The organism is Cyanobium sp. Aljojuca 7D2 (assembly GCF_024346415.1).
GTDB lineage: Bacteria > Cyanobacteriota > Cyanobacteriia > PCC-6307 > Cyanobiaceae > Cyanobium_A.
Genome location: NZ_JAGQCX010000002.1, coordinates 360843 through 381546, shown reverse-complemented (window position 1 = coordinate 381546; position 20704 = coordinate 360843). Strand labels below are relative to the sequence as shown.

Below are 20704 nucleotides of genomic sequence, written 5' to 3'. Positions count from 1 at the left end.
TTTCCGGTACATCTGCAGTGCTCAGCAGTTGTAGCAATCGTCAATTGCCCTGATCGAGGTCAGTTTATCGGGTATTGATCGCTGAAACAAGTTGCGCTGCAGGCGATCTGGCTTTTTCAGGAGTCCCTACTTAATGCTCCAGGGATGATAGAGGAGAGTGAGAGAAGGCTGCTGTTCAAGTCGGCATACAACAGTCATGGCCTTCCCATAGTTGAGTTCGGTGCATTTTTTGGAGCATCTGCACTTGCCCTAGCGGAAGGCTTGGCCGCGAAATATCCCCTTGGCAAGCAAAAAGTATTGTGCATCGATGCCTTTGAAGTCGGCCATGAAGATGCGTTCCACAAGCATGTAATATTATTTGCCGAGAGATGCAACAAGAAACACCTGCTCCAGGATGCCCATGGCAAAACAGCCTGGATTGAGATCACCAAACTCGTAACACGAGAGCAACAAGAAAGAATAAGTTTTCACGAAGGGATTGTTGACAATGGCTTTAACGCAACTGTTCTCCCGCACGAGATTGGCCTGTTGCATTTAGACCTCCCCAAAGACGCGAGCACAATGCTACCAATACTCAGAAGTGCATTCCCACGACTGGCAAGAAATAGCATCATAGCCTTCCAAGACTACGCTTATCAGTTCAGCAATGAACTAATCGCTTATTTTGAGCTTCTTGAGGAAAGTAGCATTATCGTTCCGATAGGCATAGCGGCGTCAAGTATATTCTTCAGAGTAGTTTCACCAGAGCCAAATGCGATCGACTGGGAGTTTTATTTGTCAACAGCACTTGAACATCAGCACAGTCTAATACAAAAGGCTATTTCTAGATATAAGGGCTACCCACAAGCACGAGCCCAGGAGATTATCGCACTCAAAGCGGCTCAAATAAGATCATTGACTTACCAGAGCATTAGTGCAACTTTCTCTCAACAAGAAATTGTTAGGTCTCTAATCACAGATATGATTAGACTCAATCCGGATCGGGCGGCATTTGTTCTTGCCGAAGTGATTACAGAAAATATAGGTACACCTGCCTAGGCTCTGGCAGTCATTAAAGCCAATTAGAATAGTTTTGCACGGCATCCACAACTTTCTGAACATCGAGATCGGGGCCCATTGGCAATCTCACCAAACAGTTTCCCGCGCGATCTGTATTATTCATTGATCCAGAAATCTTTCCATATTTAACACCTGCAGGAGAAGAGTGGAGTGGTACGTAGTGGAAGACGCAGCCGATGGACTGATCTTTCATATATTGTATAAAGTTAGTCCGCTTGCAGATGTCCGGAAAGAGAAAATAGTACATATGAGCATTATGCACGGAGGGTTCCGGGATGTGCATTAATTGAATTTCTTCGATACCGATCATCTCCCGAAAAGCCATATCATAAGTACTCCAGTTGATGAGCCTTGACTGAGTAATCTGCATGCCCTGGTCAAGTTGTGCACAGAGAAACGCAGCACTTATCTCTCCAGGCAGGTAGGAAGAGCCCACATCAACCCAAGTATATTTATCGACTTCGCCTCTAAAATAAAGGCTTCGGTTGGTACCTTTCTCGCGGATAATTTCAGCCCGCTCAATATACTTAGGGTTATTTATCAATAAGCAGCCACCTTCGCCGCAGGAGATGTTCTTTGTTTCGTGAAAACTTACTGTCGCCAGGTCCCCAAAGGAGCCGAGTGGCTTGTTATTGTATTTAGAGTAGATAGCCTGTGCAGCGTCTTCAACGATGGGCAGTTGATAAGCTTGAGCCAAACTGAGTAAATGCTCAAGGTTGCAAGATACCCCTGCATAGTGAACGACTACAATAGCCTTAGTGCGGCTGGTAATAGCTTGTTCAATACGGTAAATGTCAATGTTTTGCGTTAGAGGATCGATATCAACAAATACTGGAAGGGCTCCTCTAGAAATGAATGCGTTTGCCGTGGAAACAAATGTGAAGGACGGCATGATAACCTCGTCACCTTCATTTAACTCTAATAGGATCGCACACATTTCAAGAGCGGCTGTACATGAATGGGTAAGCAGTGCTCTTTTAGAATTGAATATCTCTTCAAGAATGCCTGAAGCTGCCTTGGTAAACAGACCATCACCAGACAACTGCTTATTATCAAATGCTTGTCGTATGTAGTCGAGCTCAGTTCCACAGCAGTATGGACTATTAAAAGGAATGTTCATAATCAAATAGATCAACAGTCACGCGGCTGACGGCCGGAGGTCATGATCTTCGCAGGAACACCGCAAACTCGCGTCTTCTCTGTATCAATATTTTTTGTGACCACGGCACCCGAGGCAAGAAATGAATTGCTGGCGATACTAATCTTATCGTTTATTATGCTACCAAACCCCAAAAAGACGCAATTACCCATATGAGAAAAGCCGCCAATGATGGAAGAAGCCGCAATAAAATTATGACTACCTAGTGTTGCATCATGACAGATGCATGAATTCGACCAAATAATGTTATTATCGCCTATACAGGCACCATTCTCTATTATGACTCCAGGAAATATAATATTACCCAGTCCTAGTATTGCATCGGGCGAAACAAAAGCATTTGGATGCACAATATTTATAGGTGATACAGGCTTACTCGCGACAATATTTTCGAAGGCAATTTTCCTCGCGGTCATATTTTTATAGCCTATTGATGATACATAGTCAACAGGGCAATCAGAAGATAAGCTAGATATTATGGGGATTATTATTTGATTGCCATCTATTGATGTAGGTTCATGCACGGGGAGGAATGACGGATCAATATATCTATAAACTTGATCGTATTGATCCTGTATAAATGAATAGGCAATCGCAGCGAGTCTTGAGGCGCCATGAATAACGAGTGTTTTATTTATTGTCATTTGCATCTGAAGTGGGTTGAGTTACTCTTGATTCGGAAGGTACATACGCTTATTCGACGGCAAGAAGAATTCATCCAAGCTCGTAGGGACCCTCACGTTATATCCTATTAGTTTTCTCTGCTCACAAGTCATTCTTAATATAGAACCCGAAGCTTCCGCCATCCTTACATAATCAAAACGTTGTTTCATATAGCACCTACAGAAGTTACAAGTCAGAGAGTGCCTGTATCGGGATAAGTGATTAATGCCCTCTCGGTGGAAGGTTCGTGCATTAAAAATGATACAGGAGCCGGCGTTGCAAATAATCTTTTCTGATTTGCTGGCAAATATATCCGATGTTGGCTTGGAAGTAGATTTGAAGGACTGAGGCAGGAACTCGATCGGGCCACTTTCTTTGGTATAGTCGTCGAGAGTAATAATTACACCTATGTTAGTGACATAGTTTTCAATTACTCTAGAACTGTCACAATGGATCCTGCGGGCATAGTTAGATCCATTCGGGGGCAGGCTTGATGACTGAAATGCATAAATAATATAAGAATAGCCAAGTAGCTGGCTGAGCATATCATCGATTAGCGGATGTTGATAAGGCTCAATGAACTTTAGGGAGTATTCATGGCAATTGTGTACCATGTCACGATCGGTGTCAGAACGCAAATTTTGATTATGTTGCTCAACAGCACTTTCGAGCAATTTACGCAGCGTATAAACTTCGTCTTCCGGAAAGAGATTCTCAATAACACAGAAGCCTTTGTGCAGGACTATTTCTTTCAAGACAGCAACGTCTATCATTTACTTGACTGCAAAGAAATCATAGTATTTAAAAAGGGCCCGGCTTACTGGGCCAAGGCTCTTAAGAAAGTTATCGACAACTTTCATTTGTTCGAGATTCGTTTTTAAGAGACCTTGGCCAAAAAACCAATTGGGGCAGATTAACACACGCTTAAAGCCGACTTCCTTCAGCTGGTTAATAGTATCATCTATCATAAGCCCATGGTGCTGAGTCTTTTGGGGCTCTGCTTGTTGTAATATATTAGCGTCGAAACCATACATTTCGGCATATACTGCGCCATTATTATACATAGCTTTAATCTCTCTGGTCAGCTGATGTTCATAAGAATTCCAAAGATACTGCCCTGAAGAGTTGCTAGCGCTTAATAAATTAAATGAAAATTCGGCATTTGGAATCAGGCCAGAGTAAAAGACTCCACCTTCTTTAAGAACACGATAAGCTTCTTCAATTACTTTAACAGGACTATCAAGATGATCCAGAAAAGAGTAGCTTGTAACAATTGAGAAGCTATGTTCCGAAAATGGCAGATCTTCTGCATTGGCAATCTCTAGGCTAATTTTCGGATACTTTTGCCTACATACACTTAGCATATCTTCTGTTATGTCTATACCAACATAATTATCAAGATCATGACACTGGAGGATATGATACATAAAGCCTGTACCACAGCCTAGATCAAGGCAATCTGATAAAACTGATTGCGGACCTAACAGTAACTTATCAAAGAAGTTTGTGAATAGGCTTTTCACAAATTCAATATTCTCAGGGTAGAAGTGAGGGCTCTTGTCATACTCACCCATGCGCGCTAACTGGCCATGAATGATTTGATTTGCCTCAATTGTGTCCATGAAAAAGCCTTCCTGTATGCATTAGTGGATCAACCCATGATAACTCACGGAGAGATGGTAGATCATTAGTCAGATAGGGGGAATATCTGGGATACTGAAAAAACTCCACTTTGATACCAAATGCTAAGAACCAATCTTCATTCAAATAGGATTTGGCGGCTGGTGCTGTCAAATAAGTATCAGCAGACAAGTGCCTGCATAAAGAAGCTAGTCGTTCAGACCTTTCCAGTGCCAAAAGTTCATCTATTGAAATAATGTCCGTATCTTTTATGACAATTGTTTGCGCATTTGAAAGCATTAGAATGTATTGAATTAGCTTGGTATTTATTTCTGAAAGAGACATATTTTCAAAACCGCTATAAATTTCACTGAGTTGGTCGGCGTAGCGAGGCCAGTAAGGCGCTTGAGAATAGCAATGTTTTAATGTAAGAAAGTGTTTTGCATTCCAGCTTGGGGCCGTAGGATATACTTCATCTATGCGTCTAGATATAGATGAGCCGCACGGTATAGTCAGCCAGTGGGCTTTGCCATTATTTCTTATAAGATTTCTATTTCTCCAATCATTTTTCGTGTACTGCATGGAATCATAGACTACATATATATCGGCGTGACGAATGATATCAATGAAGCCTCTCCATGGGATGTAATTGCTTTGAGAGATGAATACAATCATGCTAGAATATGACTTGCAAAGTCATGATACATTCCGGTTGGATTATTAAGGCATTTTCCTATTGTCTCTAATTGAGCCTTAAGAAGATTGTCGATTAATTCAGGACTGTCTTTCTTTAAGATTTTACTGGAATAATCAAGATATTCTTCGGCGTCACTCACAAGTCCGATTGACTTAGGGTTAATACGTCGCTCACGAATTAATGGGTTTAGCGACTCAAGCAGAGATGATTGGAGGTTATTACATGAGTATAAGGATATAAAAGGTGTTCCAGCATTGAGTGCATAACATAATGCATGACTGGCGCCGACAGGAAAACTATCAAGTATTAAATCAAAGAGGCCGAGGATAGGTGTCATGGTGTTCATCCAGTTGATTTTCTTAAACCTTGCTTCATAGCCATTCGAAAGAAGCAAACACTGTAATGGACAGGACTTTTCTCGCGAGGTGTAAAAATAGTAAATGTGCGGATTAGATTTAATTAGCCTGAGTATGCATTCATGAAATCGTGGATCTTGCATTTTTCGTTCGCTACTTATTGTAGCGCAAATGATCCAGCCCTGAGACTTTTTCCTACGTATAAAGCCTATCCAGTTCTGATCTAAACTATCTCTAGTCTTCGATGAACTATTTTGGATTTCCATGCCTTTCCATTCAGCAACAAAGAATCTGCCATATTTCCAGGATACACCATTATATTGAATGCATTGCTTTTTTGGCCTTGCGCCAAAGAAATATTTATCTACTGTATCAAACAACTTATTTCTATATCTAGCCGACCAAAAGACTTGTTGCTTCGCAAAGCGGCTGCCAAGGAATAATGAGACATTTTGAGCCACAGAAGGCCATATAATTGTTCCTATACTTTCTTTTGCAATCAACTTCTTTAGTAATATTAACTTACCATAAGTTGTCACCGAGCTAAGGTCAAATGCTATTCGTGCCAGTTCATTAGGCACTCTAGCGTCAAGAAATGCAAACTTAACATTTACTAAGCCAAGTGTTTCTTTAGATGAACCATAAAAGAATGATTTAGGGAAAGACATATGCGCCAGGTCAAATGGCCCCTTAATAATAAATAGAATATTCTCTATTTTGCAATGTCCAGTATCAAAGCAGAGGCCATTCATATTTTGTTGTAACGCCAAAGAAAGCAGCTGCCCAAAGTTTCCAATGGAATTTATATAAACTGAATGATCTTCCTCTGATATAGTTTTAGAAAGGACATTTCTATAAAATAGATGATCTATATCGGAAAAATAGTTGATCAGCCCCTTAAGATCGTGCTGAAGGAGGTTCGAGGGATGAGAAGAAAAGTCAATATATATCTCTTTTAGTTTTAAGCAAATCTCTTTTTGATCCAGGAATTTAGCATCTTCTAATGCACAAACATATTTATTCAGATTTTCTAGGCTTAAGAATGAACTGCGATTTTGGACGAGGCTGGGCATCTGAATTTCATTCATTACTATATATTGGCTTTAAAAGCGACGGGGGCGTGAAAGGATCGAGAGTCGTTCTTCTGAAGAAGAGGATTTTAAATGCTGGTTTTGGCCTTGGTTTCCGCATGTCAAGGGTATCTCCAGCCCATGGTAGGTTTTCCCTGGCGATAATTAACTGTTGAATTCCTTGCGAATGACTGCTCAGACTTTAAGCCCTGGAATGCTGCGCCTTAACCCCTGCACCCTCAGTGCGGCTTTGGGTCGACAACTACTGCTTGACGCTTCTCACCTGAGGCCAAGCTTTGAGCAACTGCTGCCCGTGTTTGCAGGTCGTCTGCTGGACCGCTCCCTCCAGCGCGCCAACTCGGGCAGCATTGGCCTGGGCAGCGCTCTTACCCTGTTTCTGGTATCCCACAAGCGCTCGCCCAGGCTGATCGCTGAAGTAGGTACCTATATCGGCAACTCCTCCGCAGCCATGGCTTGCGGAGCAGGTCTGGCGGGCCAGCCCGTCCATTTGGTCACCTGTGATCTTCATCCCTGTACCCAGGAGCCCCTCGCTGGCCTTCAGCTCCCACAGGGAAGTGGCGCACAGGTGGTGCAAGGGTCCAGTACGCAGATGTTCCAGGCCTTGGCGTCGAAACAGGCCAAGCTCGACATGCTCCATCTCGACGGGCGTCTGATGACAGACGACCTAAAGCTCTTGGCCCAGCTCCTCAAGGACGACACGCTGATCGCCCTTGACGACTGTGAAGGCGATGAGAAGGGCCACATGAACCTCGACTTGCTGCGTCGGGCCGGTCTGATCCAGCAACATGCGTTTGTGGAGCCATTCCCCAGCGAGCTGTTCCGCGCCTGGAATTTGGAAACCCGCTCTGTAACAGGCTTATTGCTACCACTAAAGTCAATCAGCTTCAGCCGCCAATAGCAACCAGGAAACGTAGTTTCCTATTGCTGCCTCAAACTCTTCACACTATCCGTCTGATCCACCAACAAATCGCTGATCAAGCTGATCACCCGCTTCTCCCGCAGCTTGAGATTGGTGGTGATCGCCATTCCACTGCGCAGGGTAATCCTGGTGCCTTGGCTCTCTAGGTAAGGGCGATCGAGCTCCAATTTCACCGGGAAGCGATAAAAGTTCTGCACTTCGCTGGGCTCCAGAGCATCCGCGCCGATCTGGGTCACCCGGCCCTTGAGCTCGCCATAGCGAGTGAAGGGGAAGGCATCCACCCGCACCTTGGCTTGTTGGCCGGTTTTTACAAAGCCGATGTCTTTGTTGGGCACAAACACCTCCGCAAACAGCCCGCCCTGCGGCACCAGCTTCAGCATCGTTTCACCGGCACCCACCACCCCATCCGGGCGCACCTTCGGATCAAACACCACCCCATCGGTGGGGGCCACTACGTTTTGATACTGCAGCTGCAGCTCCGCCTGATGCAGGCGGTTGCGCATCTGGCTGATGCTCTTGCTGGCATCCAGCTTCAGCTGGTCGGCCTGGAGGCGCAGCTGGCCTTGCTGCTCCGTTAGCTCAGTGAGCTGGTTTTTCAGCTCAAAGGCCTGGTCTTGCTGCTCCAGCAGCTGCAACCGCTGGAAGCCCCCTTGGCTCACCAGCCCCTCCAGCTCGCCGGTGATCGTGGTTTTGGTGGCCAGCTTCTGCTCCAGCACCCGCCGCCGCGCCGCCAGCGTTTCCACCTGGCTGGCGATCGTGCCCAGGCGCGACTGCAGGCTCTGCTCCTCGAGGCCGATCAGCTGCTTGAGGGTGCGCTGTTCATCAGCCGCCTGGCGTGTGTCAAAGCGGATCAGCAGCTCGCCCTTGCGCACCGTTTGGCCGTCTTTGAAAAACACCTCGGCCACCTTGCCGCCCACCGGGTTTTTGAGCTCCATGCTGCCGCCGATCGACTGCAGCTGCCCCTGCACCGTGACCACCTCATCTATCTTGAACAAAAAGCCACCCACCACCGTGATCGTGCCCAGGGCGATCACGATCGCCGCCATGCTCTGGGCCCACACCGGCGTTTGCCGCAGCACCAGCGAGCGGTTCTTGGCCAGCCAGCTGTTGGTGGCATCCCCCAGCTTCTGCTTCAGCGTCAGCGCACTGGGCTCAGGCGCCCCGGTGCCGTTGGCACTGGGCTCGGCTGGCTTGAGCTGAGGCGCAGGCGGGGTGGGCATGGAAGAGAGCTTACGTGGGCTGGAGGCGCCGGCCTTTGAGATTCACGCGCCGCCGAACAACCCCTAAGATAATCCTATCCAATCATCCCAGGAGACATGGGCCATGCACGCTGTGAGCGTTAGCGGCCTCAAGCACAACCCCGCTGAAGCCCTGCGCCACTCCAAGCAGGGTCTGGTTGTAGTACTCAACCGCGACCATCCCGATGCCGTTTTGATGGGCCTCGATCAAGATGGGGTTCTTCAGGCCCCTGGGGTTCGTGCGGCCCTGGCCACAGCCCTGTTCCGTGACGGCGAGCTGTCCCTAGTACGGGCGGCACGGGTGGCCCAACAGGATGTGGCCAGCTTCATCACCCACCTGTCCCGCCTGGGCATCCCCGCAATCCGCCTCAGTGCGGAGGAAACCGAAGCCGACCTCGACACCCTGGAGCAATGGCTGGAATCGTCATCGCCGACGCCAGCCCACTGATTGCGCTGGCACGTGTGAATGGGTTGATCTGGCTGCAAGCTCTATTCGGCCATGCGCTGGTGACCCAAGCTGTGGCTGGTGAAGTGCTCACTGGCCAGTTCCCCAGCACAGAAGCATCCATTCAGCGGGCGATCAGCGCTGGATGGCTGCAGCTGGTTGAAAACCCTGCCCAAGGGCCAGCTCTGCCCGACCTCGATGAAGGCGAAGCCACAAGCTTGCGCCTGGCGCTCATCTGCGCGTCCAAATCACTGGTGTTGATGGATGAAAGGGCCGGGCGCAGCGTGGCGCGCGAGCTGGGTGTTGAGGTTGCTGGTACGGCGGCCGTGATCGGCATGGCCCGCAAGAGCGGGCTGATCCCATCGGCGCGGGCCGTATTTGCAGAGCTCCATGCCAGCGATTTCCGCATTGCACCAGCCGTGATCCAGACCGTGCTGGCACGGTGCGGTGAGGGCTAACGAAGAAGAGGGGCTCACAGCGTGCTCACCGCCAGGCCATCGGCCACCGCTGCGCGGATGGCCAGCAGCTGGCTCAGCAGGGCCTCCAGGCGATGCAGCGGCACCATGTTGGGTCCGTCGCTGAGGGCTTTGTCCGGGTTGGGATGCACCTCCAGGAACAAGCCATCCACGCCCACCGCAACCGCTGCTCTGGCGAGGGGTGCCACGAATTCCCGCTGGCCACCCGAGGTGGTGCCCTGGCCGCCGGGCTGCTGCACCGCGTGGGTGGCATCGAAGATCACCGGGCAACCCAGGGCCTGCATCTGGGGGATGCCGCGGTAATCCACCACCAGCGTGTTGTAGCCAAAGCTGCTGCCACGCTCGGTGAGCCAGAGCCGGCCGCTGGCGGGGTCCAGCCCGCATTCGGTGAGCTTGTTCACCACCTGGGCCATGTCCCAGGGCGCCAGGAATTGCCCCTTTTTCACATTCACCACCTTGCTGGTGCCGGCCACGGCCTGGGCGGCGGCCTCCAGCAGGTCGGTCTGGCGGCAGAGGAAGGCCGGGATCTGCAGCACGTCCACCGCCTGGGCGGCGGCGGCGGCCTGGTGGCTTTCGTGGATGTCGGTCAGCACCGGCAGGCCGAAGGTCTGCCCTACCTCCTGCAGGATCGCCAGGCCCTCCTCGGGGCCGGGCCCACGAAACGATTTGCCGGAGCTGCGGTTGGCCTTGTCGAAGCTGGCCTTGAACACATAGCGGATGCCGAGGCGATCGGTGATCGCTTTCACCTGCTCGGCCACCTGCAGCACCAGATCGCGATTTTCGATCACGCAGGGGCCGGCGATCAGGCGGAAGCTCATGGGGCGGGGCTGCGGTTATGCTGAAATTCAGATTATCAGCAGAGGCCTGGTGAACAAAGCCGTGCCAGCCGAAACCACCCCTCAACGGGACGTGCTCACCGTGTCGAGCCGCGGCCAGATCACCCTGCCCTCAGCCCTGCGCAAGCAGCTCGGCATCACCCCCGGTGGCGCCGTGATAGTGGAGGCGGTGGATGGCGAGCTGCGCCTCAAACCGGCCGCCGTGTTTGAGCTGGAGGTATACGGCGAAGCCCAGATCGCCGCCTGGGATCGCGCCGACCAACTCTCGGCCGATGAGCGCCAGCGCATCCTGGAGCGCCTGCCGCACAGGTGAAGCGCCTCTTCCTCGACGCCAATGTGCTGTTCACAGCCGCCCACAACCCCGAGGGCAAGGCGGCGCTGCTTTTCCAGCTGGGACAGCTCGAGCTGGTGCAGCTGCTCTCCAGCGCCTACGCCATCGAAGAAGCCCGGCGCAACCTGGCCCGTAAGTTTCCGGCCTGCCTGGATCGCTTTGAGGCGCTGGTGGGCCAGCTGGGCTTGGTGGCCGAACGCCCCCCTGATGCAGACCTGGATCTGCCTTGTCCGGCCGGGCTGCCGGAGAAAGACTGGCCGATCTACCGCGCCGCCCAAGCCTGCCAGGCCGATGGGCTGATCACCGGAGATCTGCGGGATTTCGGCCCGCTGATGAATGCCCCCGAGCGCTGCGGCGGCCTGCTGATTCAAACGGTGGCCAAGTTCCTCGACAGCCTTGGCTGATCCGTTGGCTCACAATCGCCTTTGCGCTCAACGGATCAGCCGCAGCTTCAGCCCGGCGATGCGTTCAAAATCCGCATCGCCACTGAGCATCACAGCGTTTTGGCCCAGTTGCAGGCAACAGGCCGCCTGCAACGCATCAGGGGTGCGGAGCCCATGGTTGGCTCGCAAGGTTGTGGCCTGCTCCACCACCGCAGGGCTGAGCTCCTGCCACAGCACATCGCTGCGGGCAAAAAACCCATCAAAGCGCTCCAAACTGTCCTGATCCCCACGCCGTAGCGGCCCCACACGGCATTCCAGAACGCTGAGGCGGCTCAGGGCGATCTCAAGCTGGGGATGCTGTCCGGCAAGGGCCCTTAGCTCATGCTTAACCGCCGAGGCCCAAGGGTCATCACCCTCAAGCAGGTAGATCAGGGCACTGGCATCGAGAAAAGCAATCACGGCTGCCACTCACCAGTCGCGCTCGGCAGCCAGCTCAGCGTCAATGGTCGCTTGACTGCGCGGCTGGGGCGCCTGAGGTTGCATCAACAACCACTCCAACGCCGATGTTTCGGGCCTGGCAGTTTGTTCAGCCAGACGCTGCAGCTGCCGGTAGTGCTGCTCACTCAACACCACCGCAGCAGGCTGGTTGCGTTTCAACAGGTGCACCGGACCGCGTTGAAGGGCCTGCTCGATCGCCACGATGCCCCGACGCTTGAGCTCGGCAGAGGTGAGCACATTGGCCAGGAGGTTCGGGTCTGTCATGGCGACACGCCCAACGTTTCTCAGACTTTAGTACTGAAAACCATACGGCCGGCTAGCTTGCCCAGCCCAGCTACTTGCCCAGCAATGAATCCACCTCCATGGTGGAGCCGGTCCAAGGGGACATCTACGCTCACCGCCATGAGCGCGCCCATCACCGTTTTCATCGGCGTCGACCCGCGTGAGCGGGCCGCCACCAATGTGCTGATCGACAGCCTCTATCAGCACAGCAGCGCCCCATTGGCGATCACCCCGCTGGTCACGCCTCAGCTGGAAGCCCAGGGGCTCTACTGGCGCGCCCGCGACCCCAAGCAGAGCACCGCCTTCTCCTTCAGCCGCTTCCTGGTGCCCCACCTGATGGGCTACCAGGGCTGGGCCATCTTCATGGACTGCGACATGCTCGCCCGCGGTGATATCGCCGCGCTCTGGGCCCTGCGCGACGAGCAGATGGCGGTGATGTGCGTGCAGCACGAGCACGTGCCCAGCGAAACGGTGAAGTTTCTCGGGGAGGTGCAGAGCGCCTACCCCAAGAAAAACTGGAGTTCGCTGATGCTGCTCAACTGCAGCCGCTGCACCGCCCTCACCCCGGAGTTTGTGAACACGGCCTCGGGGCTGGAGCTGCACCGCTTCCACTGGCTCGAGGGCGATCACGAAATCGGCGCCCTGCCGGAGGGCTGGAATCACCTGGTGGCGGTGCAGGACCACGCCAAGGCCGAGGACGCTTCGCTGCTGCACTGGACCCTGGGCGGCCCCTGGTTTCGCGAGCAGCGCACCATGGGCGAGGGCCTGGCGGCCGAGTGGTTCGCCGCCCGCGACGACGCCTTTCGCCTCTGGGATTGATGAGCCTGCCCTGTGTGGTGGCCGTGCCGGCACGGCTGGAATCGAGCCGCCTGCCCGGCAAGGTGCTCGCCGACATCGGCGGCAAGCCGATGCTGCAGCGGGTGCTGGAGGGCTGCAGCGCCGCTACAGCCCCGGCTGCGGTGGTGCTCTGCACCGACAGCCAGGAGCTAGTTGAGCTCGCCAGGCAATGGGGCGTTGAGGCCCTACTCACCAGCCCGGCGTGTGAATCGGGCAGCGAGCGCATCGCCTCGGTAGCCGAGCAGCTGGTGACCCGCGCCGGCGGCGGCGACCCCGAGGGCACCCTGATCATCAACGTGCAGGGCGATCAGCCCTTCATTGATCCGGCGGTGATCGATGCGATGGCGGCCGAATTCAGCCGCCGCAGCCCCACCCCGGAGGTGCTCACCCCCGTCTACCGGATGGGAGCCGAGAAGGTGCACAACCCCAACGTGGTGAAAACCCTGCTGGCCGCCGATGGCCGCGCCCTCTACTTCTCCCGCTCCGCCCTCCCCCACGTGCGCGGCGTCGACCCGGAGCACTGGCCCGCCCACACCACCTATTGGGGCCACGTGGGCCTCTACGGCTACCGCGCCGATGTGCTGCAGCGCTGGCATGCCCTGCCCCACTCGCCCCTGGAGCACACCGAGAAGCTGGAGCAGCTGCGCCTGATTGAGGCCGGCATTGGCATCGGCAGCTTCCCGGTGGACGGCGAGTCGCTGTCGGTGGACACCGCCGAGCAGCTGGAGCAGGCCCGCGCCGTCGCTGCTGGCCTGGCGCCGTGATCGGCGAGGCGAGCAGCGCGGACGCCCAGAGCATTCCGCTGCTGTGGATCAACCTCGATCGCGCCCCCCAGCGCCGCGCCCGCATGGCCTGGGCCATCCAGCAGGGGGGCTGGCAAGCCCAGCGTCTGGCTGCCGTGGATGGCCAGGATCAGCGCCAGCGGCTGCTGCCCTGGCCCAACCCACTGCGCGCCGGCACAGCCCTGCCCGGCCTGAAACGCCTGCAGGAACACAAGCCCTGGCGCCGCACCAGCCGGGCGGAACTGGCCTGCCTGGCCAGCTGGAAGCGGCTGGTGCTGCGGGCCGCGGCCACCCCAAGCGCCTCAGGTTGGTGGCTGCTGATGGAAGACGACCTCGGCGCCAGCCTGGCCGCCCCCGCTGGCTGGGCCCATTCCCTCCCCGAGCTGATCGCCAGTTGCCCACCCCACACCCTGGCCATTCAGCTGGCACCGATCAGCAGCAGCGCGCGCAAAGAGTTGCACCAGCGCTGGCTCAGCAGCGGCGGCCGCTGCCTGGCCGTGCCCAAAGAACAGGTGCGCAGCCATGGCAATGGCGCCGTGCTGCTGCACCGGCGAGCGATTCCCCATCTGGTGGGTCCCCTGGATCGGCTCTGCGCCAAGAACGCAGCCGACTGGCACCCGCTCAACCACCCCTGGCAGATCCGGCCCGTTGCCGACAAATGGCTCTACGGCGCCCTGCCAGCCGGCAGCTGCCAGGTGGCCACCTATCCCCACTGGTGCCTGGAAGCGACCGATTCCAGCCTCCACCCCGAGCACGTGGAGGCCTATCACCGGCCCAGCAGGGAGCTCACCCTGGAGCTCTGGCAGCGGGATGGCCGCCAAAACCTGCTGGCCGCCCAGCAGCAGTGGGACAGCATTAAGGCCACGCAACGTTCATGACACAAGTTTTGTAACCCAAACACAAAACCACCTAGCCGCTTGGAGCAAGTCCTGCCTGCACCAGATCGTGCAGACGCAGCAGGCCCGCCACCGCGCCGCTGGCATCAAGCACCGGCAGCACGCCGATTGCCTTGCGCCGGTTGCGCTCCATCTGCTCCAGCGCCTCGATCGCCAGGGTGGAGCCCAGCACCGTGATCGGGTCGCGCGTCATCAGATCGGCCGCCCGCAGCTGGCTCCACTGTTCCGGTCCGTGGGCCTGCAGAGCACGGCGCAGGTCGCCGTCGGTGATCAAGCCGGCCAACTGGGCCTCCTCGCCAGCGACGTGGCTGGCCACCCAGCTGGCCCCCACTCCATCGGTGGTGAGGTGGGCGATCACCTCCGGCAAGGTGGCCTGGGGCGGCAACGGCGCCAACCGGCTCACCGGCACCATCAGATCAGCGGCCGTGAGGGTGAGCTGCTTGCCCAGCGAACCAGCCGGGTGGTTGAGGGCGAAATCTTCCGGGGAGATGCCGCGCCGCTCCATCCACACCGCCGCCAGGGCATCACCGATCGCCATCGCCACCGCCGTGCTGGCGGTGGGGGCCAGGTTGAGCGGGCACACCTCCCGATCCACCGAGCCATCGAGCACCACAGCGCAGCCGCGGGCCAGGCTGGAAGCGGTGCGGCCCACCAAGGCCATGCAGGGGGTACCTCGGCGTATGAGATGGGGCAGGATCGCCAGCAGCTCCTCGGTTTCACCGCTGTTGGAGAGCAACAGCACCAGGTCGTCGGCAGCCACCACCCCCAGATCGCCGTGCAGGGCGTCGAGCGGATTGAGGTAGATCGCCATCAGGCCGATCGAAGAGAAGGTGGCAGCGATCTTGCGGGCCACAATCCCGCTTTTGCCCACCCCGCTGATCACCAGCTTGGCCCGCCGGGCAGCACAGGCCTCCAATTGCTCCAGCGCCGCCTCCACCTGATCCGCCGGCAGCCGCCCGGCCGCTGCCGCAATCGCCGCGGCTTCCTCTTGCAAACAACGCGTCAGGGCCGACATTTCGTGGCGAGACAGCTAAAAAGTAACTGTATCGGCATCAATGATGTGGGTATGGATGGGCATAGCGCGCACCCCAGCTCAGCCCTGTCAAGCTCGGCGTGAAGGCACTGTTAGGCCGTGAACGCCACAACCGGAAATACTCCTAAACCTCCTTTGCTTCTACTGGTGGGCATGCACCGCAGCGGCACATCACTGCTGGGCAACCTGCTGCACGCGGCCGGCGTCGCCCTACCGGGCCCCCTGATCGCTGGCGATCAGCACAACCCTGAAGGCTATTTCGAGCGGGCCGACATCACCGATCTGCAGGAACAGCTGCTGATTGATCTGGATCGCTGGTGGCCCGGTGCAAAGGGCATGCTGCCCCTTCCAAACGACTGGTTGCAACGACCCGAAACGCAGACGACCGCTGCGCAATTGCGTCGGCTGCTGGCTGCCGAGAGTCAACAACAGTCAGGGCCATGGTCGATCAAGGATCCACGCAGCTCGCTGCTCCTGCCCCTCTGGCAGCAGGCGTGCCAGGCGCTCGCCATCCCGCTGCGCCTGGTGCTGGCGGTACGGGATCCGGCCGAAGTGGTGAGTTCCCTTTGTGCGCGCGATGCCGAAGCCGCTGGCATGACTGCCGAGCGGGCGGAACTGCTCTGGTGGCATCACAACCAAACCGTGCTGGTGGGGGCCGCCGGCCTCCCGCTGCAGGTGGTGAGCTACAGCCGCTGGTTCAGCCCTGGATCTGGACCGTCCGACCAACTGCGCCAGCTTTTGCAGTTCTGCGACTTAAAGGTAGCCGCCGCCGATCCCGCCGTGCTGGAGCGATGCCTGAGCCAAATCAAACCCCAGCACCGCCGTAGCGACACCCACGCTCCAGCCCAATGCCTGGCCCCCCGCACCCTGAAACTGCATCAGGCCTTGAGCCGTGGGGATCTGCGCCGGGCCAAGCGGTTGGCCAGCAAGCCACCGAAAGCAATTCAGCCCGTGTTAACGCAAACAATTCATGGGCTCAAAGCGCGAATACGGGCTTTGCTCTGGCACCTACGTGCCCAACAAGCCTCCAGCAGCTCCTGGGATCCAGGTGCCTGGTTTGACGAGGACTTTTATCGCGGCCAATGGCCGGGCCTGGCCGCTTGCAGCCGCGCAGCCCTACTGCACCACTACAAGCAGGCGGGCTGGCGAGCCAGCACCCCACCCCACCCTCTGTTTGATCCGAATTACTTCCGCCAGGCTTGCGAGCAGGCAGCCTCGGCCCTGAGTGGCGATCCCCCCACCCATGTGCACCCCTGGGGGCCCGCAGCAGAAGCCCTGACCTTGAGCGCCCACCAAAGCCAGCCAGAAGCAGCCATTGCCCTGCTCGGCAGCTGGGTATCCCGTGGCCAGATCAGCAGCAACGACCTCCGCGCCATCGCCGCACTTCCGACCGGCGCCCTGGCTAGCGACCATCCCCAAGCGGTACAGGAGGGGGCATCCCCGTGGTCCGCGGCCATCCTGGGCGGCAGTTGGCACCACTGGCAGAGCCACGCTCTGCTGCAGCACCTTCCCTTAGTACTCACCAGTGAACCCATCCAGTGGTTCGAAGGTCTACCCACCCCGGCAACAGCAAGCCAACACCAATCAGCCACCGTGGTGTTGCACCTCCAACCCGTGGAGCAGACCAACCTGGAGGGTCTGCTGCTCAACTTGACCCAGGCCTACGTAGTCGACCCAGATACCAAGCGGGTGCTACTGCTCCGCCGTCTCGGGGTGAACGCTCATCTCATCAGCACCGCAGATCCCATCCAGAGGCCCCTTGATGAGAACGCTGCTACCCGGGCAAGCACCAGCCTCGGACTCCCGGCCCCCAAAGCCTTGGCAACACAACCAGCGGTCCTTTGCCTGGGAAGCGCCGGCCCCCTCTGGGAGCGCCTGCTAGATGAAACTTGCTGGTGTTTGCCCAGCTTCCACGCGCTCCAAACACCCTCAGTAGGCCAGGCCCGAGCGCTGGCGGCCTGGCTCCAAAGCTGCCAACTGGAGGGGATCCAATTGGTTGAGCTAGGCCCACCAAACAACACACCGGCCTTCGATGGCTTTGCCGCACTGGCTAGTCCTAATCCGAAGCCTCCGGGCTGGCTGCCTGTCCAGCGTTTTCATTTCGAAATCACACCTGCCGAGCTGCAAGCCGAGCTCACCTGGCGCCGGCAAGGCTGTCCCCCGGCTTCAGCATGCATCACGCCAGATCCGGAGCATGTCTGCCTATGGCAGCACCAACACGGCACACCAGCGGCTTCCGTTTGCGTGAGCTTGCACAACTACGCCAGCCGCATCACCGCCGCCCTGGAGAGCGCTCGACGCCAAACCCTGCGCGCCCTGGAGCTGATCGTTGTCGACGATGCCTCCGAGGACGAGGGCGCTGCGGTGGTAGTGGCCTGGCTGAAACAGCACGGCCAACGCTTTGCTCGCGTCCAGCTGCTGCAGCACGCCCACAACGGCGGACTCGCCGCGGCCCGCAACACCGCCTTTCGCGCCGCAATGGCTCCTTGGTGCTTCGTGCTCGATGCCGACAACCAGCTGTTGCCCAACGCTGTCGAGCGCTGCCTTGCCATCGCCGAGGCGGCACCAACAAGCACAGCCGTTGTCCATCCACTGATCCACCTAGCCAGCGATCCGCTGGCAACCGCTAACAAGCCCCAATCCAGTCAAGAGAGTGTGAGCCTCCCCGAAGCGTTGCTCAGCACCTACAGCTGGCAGCAGCAGTGTTTTCGCGCCGGAAACTATGTGGATGCCATGGCCCTGATACGGCGAGCTGCCTGGCAAGAGGTGGGTGGCTACACCCATATCCCTGGCGGCTGGGAAGATTACGACTTTTGGTGCAAGCTGATGGACGCCGGCATGCACGGCGTGCTCTGCCCGCAACCTCTAGCGGTATACACCGTGCATGATGCATCCATGACAGCCAATGCAACGGCTCGAAGCCAACGGCCTCTCAGCCGCTTGCTTCAGCAACGCCATCCCTGGCTCGAGCTGCCGGGGGCGATGGAGGCGGAAGCTGCGCGTGCTCAGAGCAAAGATCCGGACGAGCACATGAAGAATCCAGACCGATAAACCATCATCTGAATACAACGTTCAATCGCGTGGGCATAAGATCCGTCAATTTGGTAACCAGCCTTATCTTTTAACAGCCCAAGAACACGCGGCAGTTCTTTTTCAAAATAAGCAAGGCAGTCTGCACGTATTAAATACATTGAACCAGCCGGAAAATAACTGAGATTCAGATCGCCAGAGGATAGAGACAGAATGTCAAGCAAAACTTGAAGCTCCGGGGCATTGCTACCTATGTAGTCCGCCACCCGCAACATCGACATTTCTGAAGCGACCAAGCCAACATCGGCAGCGAGCTGCCCAGGATTGATGCTTGAGAGCTCACAATGCAGGGCATGCGACCATTGGCTGCCATCAGCACGATGGCTGGATCGCTTTGCGTGCAACTTCAAAATCCAACGGTAGCGATGAAGTAAATCAAGACTTGAATCACAAATATATGCAAAAAATGGATAGATGTCATAGCCGCAATTCTCAAATTGTGAAATAACCAGAGCCCCACCACCTGAGCAGGCTGAGGCAATCTGGCGCAAATGAATAGACGAAATTAGCGGCGAAACGCTAATAAATACATCATAGGAATTGGAGAGCTTTTTTAAACTCACGGCCACTTCGGGTGTCGCCTCAGGATAATAGAGATGATAAATAAGAGCATCCAGATGCTTTTGTTTAAATCCCAATCTCGACGCTCTAATCATCTCCTCGCGCTCGGGATCTGCGGCCACACATGCACGGTAGAGCGAGTTTAAATAATGGTAGCCGCGATGGAGGCTAGGCTCCATAAAGCTGCCCTCGGCCCACTCATTCCAGCTGGTAATAAATAAATATGGGCGGCGTATATACTGGCGCTGCCCAACAAAATTGATGCGGCGAACCATGTGGAGCACATCAACCACCCACTTATGGAAGTGCATGCCGGAAGCATGAAGGAAAAGAGAGCCACCACGATTACCGCGACGCGCTGTATTATCAAAATCTGGCATCACGGCCGGAAAAACAGGAATTCCGTCCTGAGAATCGGCGAGCAGACCTTGATAACAACGTGCTTGCACCAGCGACCATCTCTGATAATCAAGCACATGGGTGCTGGCAAGCCCTAAAGGATCACTGATCTCTCGAGGTGGCAACATTGCCAGGCACGACTCGTGCTGGCCATGGGTGCCATGAACAGGAAACTGAACGGCAAAATCAAAGAGAGGCGACAAACTATCCTGGGGATTTGCGCGAAAACTCAGCACGCGGCCTAAGCACAGCTCAATGCCATGAGAACGAAGCCGATCCCGCAACCGACCAAGAAAATCAGCTGGAGAAGGCAACTCATCAGCGCGATAAATTAAGTAAATGGGTTTTCCGTCTTCACAGATATAGCGTTTGTCCAACATAAAAGGCAGCAGGTAGCCAGCAAGATCTTCAGGAGAGCTACCTTCGTAGTCCTGCCTGAGAATGACCTCTTCATTGCCACCATCCCAACGCCTTGTCCAACTTTCATTGGCCCAGCAAAGGCAAAAAGACAAAGGAATGTCTGGGTGGTCAAGAAGGGTCTTGATGGATGCCTCCAGAGGCCGTGCGCCGGGGAACCAGTAATGGTATAGAGCAAATCCCTGAATCCCGTATTGGGAGGTAAGCCGTGCCTGTTCGATCCAGGCTTCTACCATCGTAAGATCATAAAAACCAAGATCAGCAGGAAGCTTTGGCTGCCGATGATCTCGGAATAATGGAAGAGCCTTAGTAACATTGCGCCACTCCGTAAAGCCTCGTCCCCAGGCATTTTCATTCACCTCATCGCGATGAAACTGAGGCAGAAAAAAGGCAATGATTTGCACATTGCCAGGCGATCTACCTTGCAAATCGATGGGCAGCGGATCTTCAAAGTATTGATCTCTAATTTCCGACCATGGATCGGTTGCAGGCAAAGCAACTCGGGAACGACCCACCAACCGAAGGCTCCACGCTACAGATCGAGCAGGCAGACTGCGGACGCGGGCAAATACCCTCTTGATATCATTCAAAATCTGGCTGCGACGAAACCTGGGTACAAAGTTCATCGAGAATTCA

Annotated in this window: 22 protein-coding genes; 10 read left to right on the top strand and 12 right to left on the bottom strand. The window is 55.5% G+C overall.

Translation table 11 applies throughout. The annotated features are described in order from the left end of the window. The first annotated feature begins 144 nt into the window (after positions 1-144). Positions 145-1038 carry a class I SAM-dependent methyltransferase gene (locus KBY57_RS04210; RefSeq protein WP_254994611.1) on the top strand — a complete coding sequence of 298 codons (894 nt, stop codon included), beginning with the start codon at positions 145-147 and terminating at the stop codon, positions 1036-1038. A 13-nt stretch (positions 1039-1051) separates the two neighbouring features. Here the strand turns inward: KBY57_RS04210 and rffA are convergent, their stop codons facing one another. Genes rffA through KBY57_RS04185 form a run of 6 tightly spaced genes read right to left on the bottom strand, consistent with a single transcriptional unit; the run spans position 1052 to position 6627 of the window. After that, positions 1052-2179 carry a dTDP-4-amino-4,6-dideoxygalactose transaminase gene (rffA, locus tag KBY57_RS04205; RefSeq protein ID WP_254994610.1) on the bottom strand — a complete coding sequence of 376 codons (1128 nt, stop codon included), beginning with the start codon at positions 2177-2179 and terminating at the stop codon, positions 1052-1054. An 11-nt stretch (positions 2180-2190) separates the two neighbouring features. Continuing rightward, positions 2191-2868, bottom strand: coding sequence for a hypothetical protein (locus KBY57_RS04200; protein WP_254994609.1), 678 nt, complete (start codon positions 2866-2868; stop codon positions 2191-2193). Between the two features lie 15 nt (positions 2869-2883). Beyond that, positions 2884-3654 (bottom strand): phytanoyl-CoA dioxygenase family protein, encoded by a 771-nt coding sequence (locus KBY57_RS14355; protein WP_409996397.1) that lies wholly within the window; start codon positions 3652-3654, stop codon positions 2884-2886. Continuing rightward, positions 3655-4503: a class I SAM-dependent methyltransferase gene (locus KBY57_RS04195; protein ID WP_254994608.1), complete on the bottom strand. Its 849-nt coding sequence runs from the start codon at positions 4501-4503 to the stop codon at positions 3655-3657. Further along, the gene (locus KBY57_RS04190) at positions 4490-5176 is read right to left on the bottom strand and encodes a WbqC family protein (protein WP_254994607.1); all 687 of its coding nucleotides are present in this window, start codon (positions 5174-5176) and stop codon (positions 4490-4492) included. The genes KBY57_RS04195 and KBY57_RS04190 overlap by 14 nt, the downstream gene beginning before the upstream one ends. Beyond that, positions 5173-6627 carry a hypothetical protein gene (locus tag KBY57_RS04185; protein ID WP_254994606.1) on the bottom strand — a complete coding sequence of 485 codons (1455 nt, stop codon included), beginning with the start codon at positions 6625-6627 and terminating at the stop codon, positions 5173-5175. The genes KBY57_RS04190 and KBY57_RS04185 overlap by 4 nt, the downstream gene beginning before the upstream one ends. Positions 6628-6838: 211 nt before the next feature. Here KBY57_RS04185 and KBY57_RS04180 point away from each other — a divergent pair, with 211 nt between their 5' ends. Beyond that, a complete protein-coding gene (locus KBY57_RS04180; protein WP_254994605.1) occupies positions 6839-7543 on the top strand; it encodes a class I SAM-dependent methyltransferase in 705 nt (234 codons plus the stop codon). Positions 7544-7563: 20 nt separating this feature from the next. Here the strand turns inward: KBY57_RS04180 and KBY57_RS04175 are convergent, their stop codons facing one another. Continuing rightward, entirely contained in the window at positions 7564-8784 is a 1221-nt protein-coding gene (locus KBY57_RS04175) for an HlyD family efflux transporter periplasmic adaptor subunit (protein WP_254994604.1), read from the bottom strand. Positions 8785-8887: 103 nt separating this feature from the next. On the opposite strand from KBY57_RS04175, the gene KBY57_RS04170 reads away from it, so the two are divergent. Both KBY57_RS04170 and KBY57_RS04165 read left to right on the top strand, forming a co-directional pair. Further along, positions 8888-9250 carry a UPF0175 family protein gene (locus tag KBY57_RS04170; RefSeq protein ID WP_254994603.1) on the top strand — a complete coding sequence of 121 codons (363 nt, stop codon included), beginning with the start codon at positions 8888-8890 and terminating at the stop codon, positions 9248-9250. Positions 9251-9309: 59 nt separating this feature from the next. After that, positions 9310-9705: a DUF3368 domain-containing protein gene (locus tag KBY57_RS04165; protein WP_254994602.1), complete on the top strand. Its 396-nt coding sequence runs from the start codon at positions 9310-9312 to the stop codon at positions 9703-9705. Between the two features lie 14 nt (positions 9706-9719). On the opposite strand, the gene kdsA is transcribed toward KBY57_RS04165, so the two are convergent. Then, complete coding sequence (gene kdsA, locus KBY57_RS04160) at positions 9720-10541, bottom strand: 3-deoxy-8-phosphooctulonate synthase (protein ID WP_254994601.1); 822 nt, start codon at positions 10539-10541, stop codon at positions 9720-9722. A gap of 49 nt (positions 10542-10590) precedes the next feature. Here kdsA and KBY57_RS04155 point away from each other — a divergent pair, with 49 nt between their 5' ends. Together KBY57_RS04155 and KBY57_RS04150 are read left to right on the top strand one after the other, a co-directional pair. After that, positions 10591-10872, top strand: a complete 282-nt coding sequence (locus KBY57_RS04155; protein ID WP_254994600.1) for an AbrB/MazE/SpoVT family DNA-binding domain-containing protein — start codon at positions 10591-10593, stop codon at positions 10870-10872. Then, positions 10869-11294 carry a putative toxin-antitoxin system toxin component, PIN family gene (locus KBY57_RS04150; RefSeq protein WP_254994599.1) on the top strand — a complete coding sequence of 142 codons (426 nt, stop codon included), beginning with the start codon at positions 10869-10871 and terminating at the stop codon, positions 11292-11294. Before KBY57_RS04155 ends, KBY57_RS04150 begins: the two co-directional genes overlap by 4 nt. Positions 11295-11321: 27 nt before the next feature. Here KBY57_RS04150 and KBY57_RS04145 read toward each other — a convergent pair whose 3' ends face one another. Further along, positions 11322-11741 carry a type II toxin-antitoxin system VapC family toxin gene (locus tag KBY57_RS04145; RefSeq protein WP_254994598.1) on the bottom strand — a complete coding sequence of 140 codons (420 nt, stop codon included), beginning with the start codon at positions 11739-11741 and terminating at the stop codon, positions 11322-11324. Continuing rightward, a complete protein-coding gene (locus tag KBY57_RS04140; protein WP_254994597.1) occupies positions 11742-12035 on the bottom strand; it encodes a hypothetical protein in 294 nt (97 codons plus the stop codon). Positions 12036-12173: 138 nt separating this feature from the next. Here KBY57_RS04140 and KBY57_RS04135 point away from each other — a divergent pair, with 138 nt between their 5' ends. From KBY57_RS04135 to KBY57_RS04125, 3 genes are read left to right on the top strand one after another with little or no spacing between them, the layout of a single operon-like run. Beyond that, positions 12174-12872: a hypothetical protein gene (locus KBY57_RS04135; protein WP_254994596.1), complete on the top strand. Its 699-nt coding sequence runs from the start codon at positions 12174-12176 to the stop codon at positions 12870-12872. Continuing rightward, positions 12872-13654, top strand: a complete 783-nt coding sequence (kdsB, locus tag KBY57_RS04130) for a 3-deoxy-manno-octulosonate cytidylyltransferase (protein WP_254994595.1) — start codon at positions 12872-12874, stop codon at positions 13652-13654. Before KBY57_RS04135 ends, kdsB begins: the two co-directional genes overlap by 1 nt. Further along, on the top strand, positions 13651-14550 hold the full coding sequence (locus tag KBY57_RS04125) for a hypothetical protein (RefSeq protein WP_254994594.1): 900 nt from the start codon (positions 13651-13653) through the stop codon (positions 14548-14550). Before kdsB ends, KBY57_RS04125 begins: the two co-directional genes overlap by 4 nt. A gap of 31 nt (positions 14551-14581) precedes the next feature. On the opposite strand, the gene KBY57_RS04120 is transcribed toward KBY57_RS04125, so the two are convergent. Beyond that, positions 14582-15583, bottom strand: coding sequence for an SIS domain-containing protein (locus KBY57_RS04120; RefSeq protein ID WP_254994593.1), 1002 nt, complete (start codon positions 15581-15583; stop codon positions 14582-14584). Between the two features lie 117 nt (positions 15584-15700). Between KBY57_RS04120 and KBY57_RS04115 the strand changes: the two genes are divergently transcribed. After that, positions 15701-18652, top strand: a complete 2952-nt coding sequence (locus KBY57_RS04115) for a glycosyltransferase (RefSeq protein WP_254994592.1) — start codon at positions 15701-15703, stop codon at positions 18650-18652. On the opposite strand, the gene KBY57_RS04110 is transcribed toward KBY57_RS04115, so the two are convergent. After that, positions 18607-20694, bottom strand: a complete 2088-nt coding sequence (locus tag KBY57_RS04110; protein WP_254994591.1) for a glycoside hydrolase family 99-like domain-containing protein — start codon at positions 20692-20694, stop codon at positions 18607-18609. The two genes, KBY57_RS04115 and KBY57_RS04110, sit on opposite strands and share 46 nt — an antisense overlap. Between the last annotated feature and the right edge of the window lie 10 nt (positions 20695-20704).

What these genes read in the sequence shown, in the direction of transcription:
- KBY57_RS04210 (WP_254994611.1), top strand. Translation starts at nt 145, where the DNA reads ATGATAGAGGAGAGTGAGAGAAGGCTGCTGTTCAAGTCGGCATACAAC.
- rffA (WP_254994610.1), bottom strand. Translation starts at nt 2,179, where the DNA reads ATGAACATTCCTTTTAATAGTCCATACTGCTGTGGAACTGAGCTCGAC.
- KBY57_RS04200 (WP_254994609.1), bottom strand. Translation starts at nt 2,868, where the DNA reads ATGCAAATGACAATAAATAAAACACTCGTTATTCATGGCGCCTCAAGA.
- KBY57_RS14355 (WP_409996397.1), bottom strand. Translation starts at nt 3,654, where the DNA reads ATGATAGACGTTGCTGTCTTGAAAGAAATAGTCCTGCACAAAGGCTTC.
- KBY57_RS04195 (WP_254994608.1), bottom strand. Translation starts at nt 4,503, where the DNA reads ATGGACACAATTGAGGCAAATCAAATCATTCATGGCCAGTTAGCGCGC.
- KBY57_RS04190 (WP_254994607.1), bottom strand. Translation starts at nt 5,176, where the DNA reads ATGATTGTATTCATCTCTCAAAGCAATTACATCCCATGGAGAGGCTTC.
- KBY57_RS04185 (WP_254994606.1), bottom strand. Translation starts at nt 6,627, where the DNA reads ATGCCCAGCCTCGTCCAAAATCGCAGTTCATTCTTAAGCCTAGAAAAT.
- KBY57_RS04180 (WP_254994605.1), top strand. Translation starts at nt 6,839, where the DNA reads ATGCTGCGCCTTAACCCCTGCACCCTCAGTGCGGCTTTGGGTCGACAA.
- KBY57_RS04175 (WP_254994604.1), bottom strand. Translation starts at nt 8,784, where the DNA reads ATGCCCACCCCGCCTGCGCCTCAGCTCAAGCCAGCCGAGCCCAGTGCC.
- KBY57_RS04170 (WP_254994603.1), top strand. Translation starts at nt 8,888, where the DNA reads ATGCACGCTGTGAGCGTTAGCGGCCTCAAGCACAACCCCGCTGAAGCC.
- kdsA (WP_254994601.1), bottom strand. Translation starts at nt 10,541, where the DNA reads ATGAGCTTCCGCCTGATCGCCGGCCCCTGCGTGATCGAAAATCGCGAT.
- KBY57_RS04140 (WP_254994597.1), bottom strand. Translation starts at nt 12,035, where the DNA reads ATGACAGACCCGAACCTCCTGGCCAATGTGCTCACCTCTGCCGAGCTC.
- KBY57_RS04135 (WP_254994596.1), top strand. Translation starts at nt 12,174, where the DNA reads ATGAGCGCGCCCATCACCGTTTTCATCGGCGTCGACCCGCGTGAGCGG.
- kdsB (WP_254994595.1), top strand. Translation starts at nt 12,872, where the DNA reads ATGAGCCTGCCCTGTGTGGTGGCCGTGCCGGCACGGCTGGAATCGAGC.
- KBY57_RS04120 (WP_254994593.1), bottom strand. Translation starts at nt 15,583, where the DNA reads ATGTCGGCCCTGACGCGTTGTTTGCAAGAGGAAGCCGCGGCGATTGCG.
- KBY57_RS04110 (WP_254994591.1), bottom strand. Translation starts at nt 20,694, where the DNA reads ATGAACTTTGTACCCAGGTTTCGTCGCAGCCAGATTTTGAATGATATC.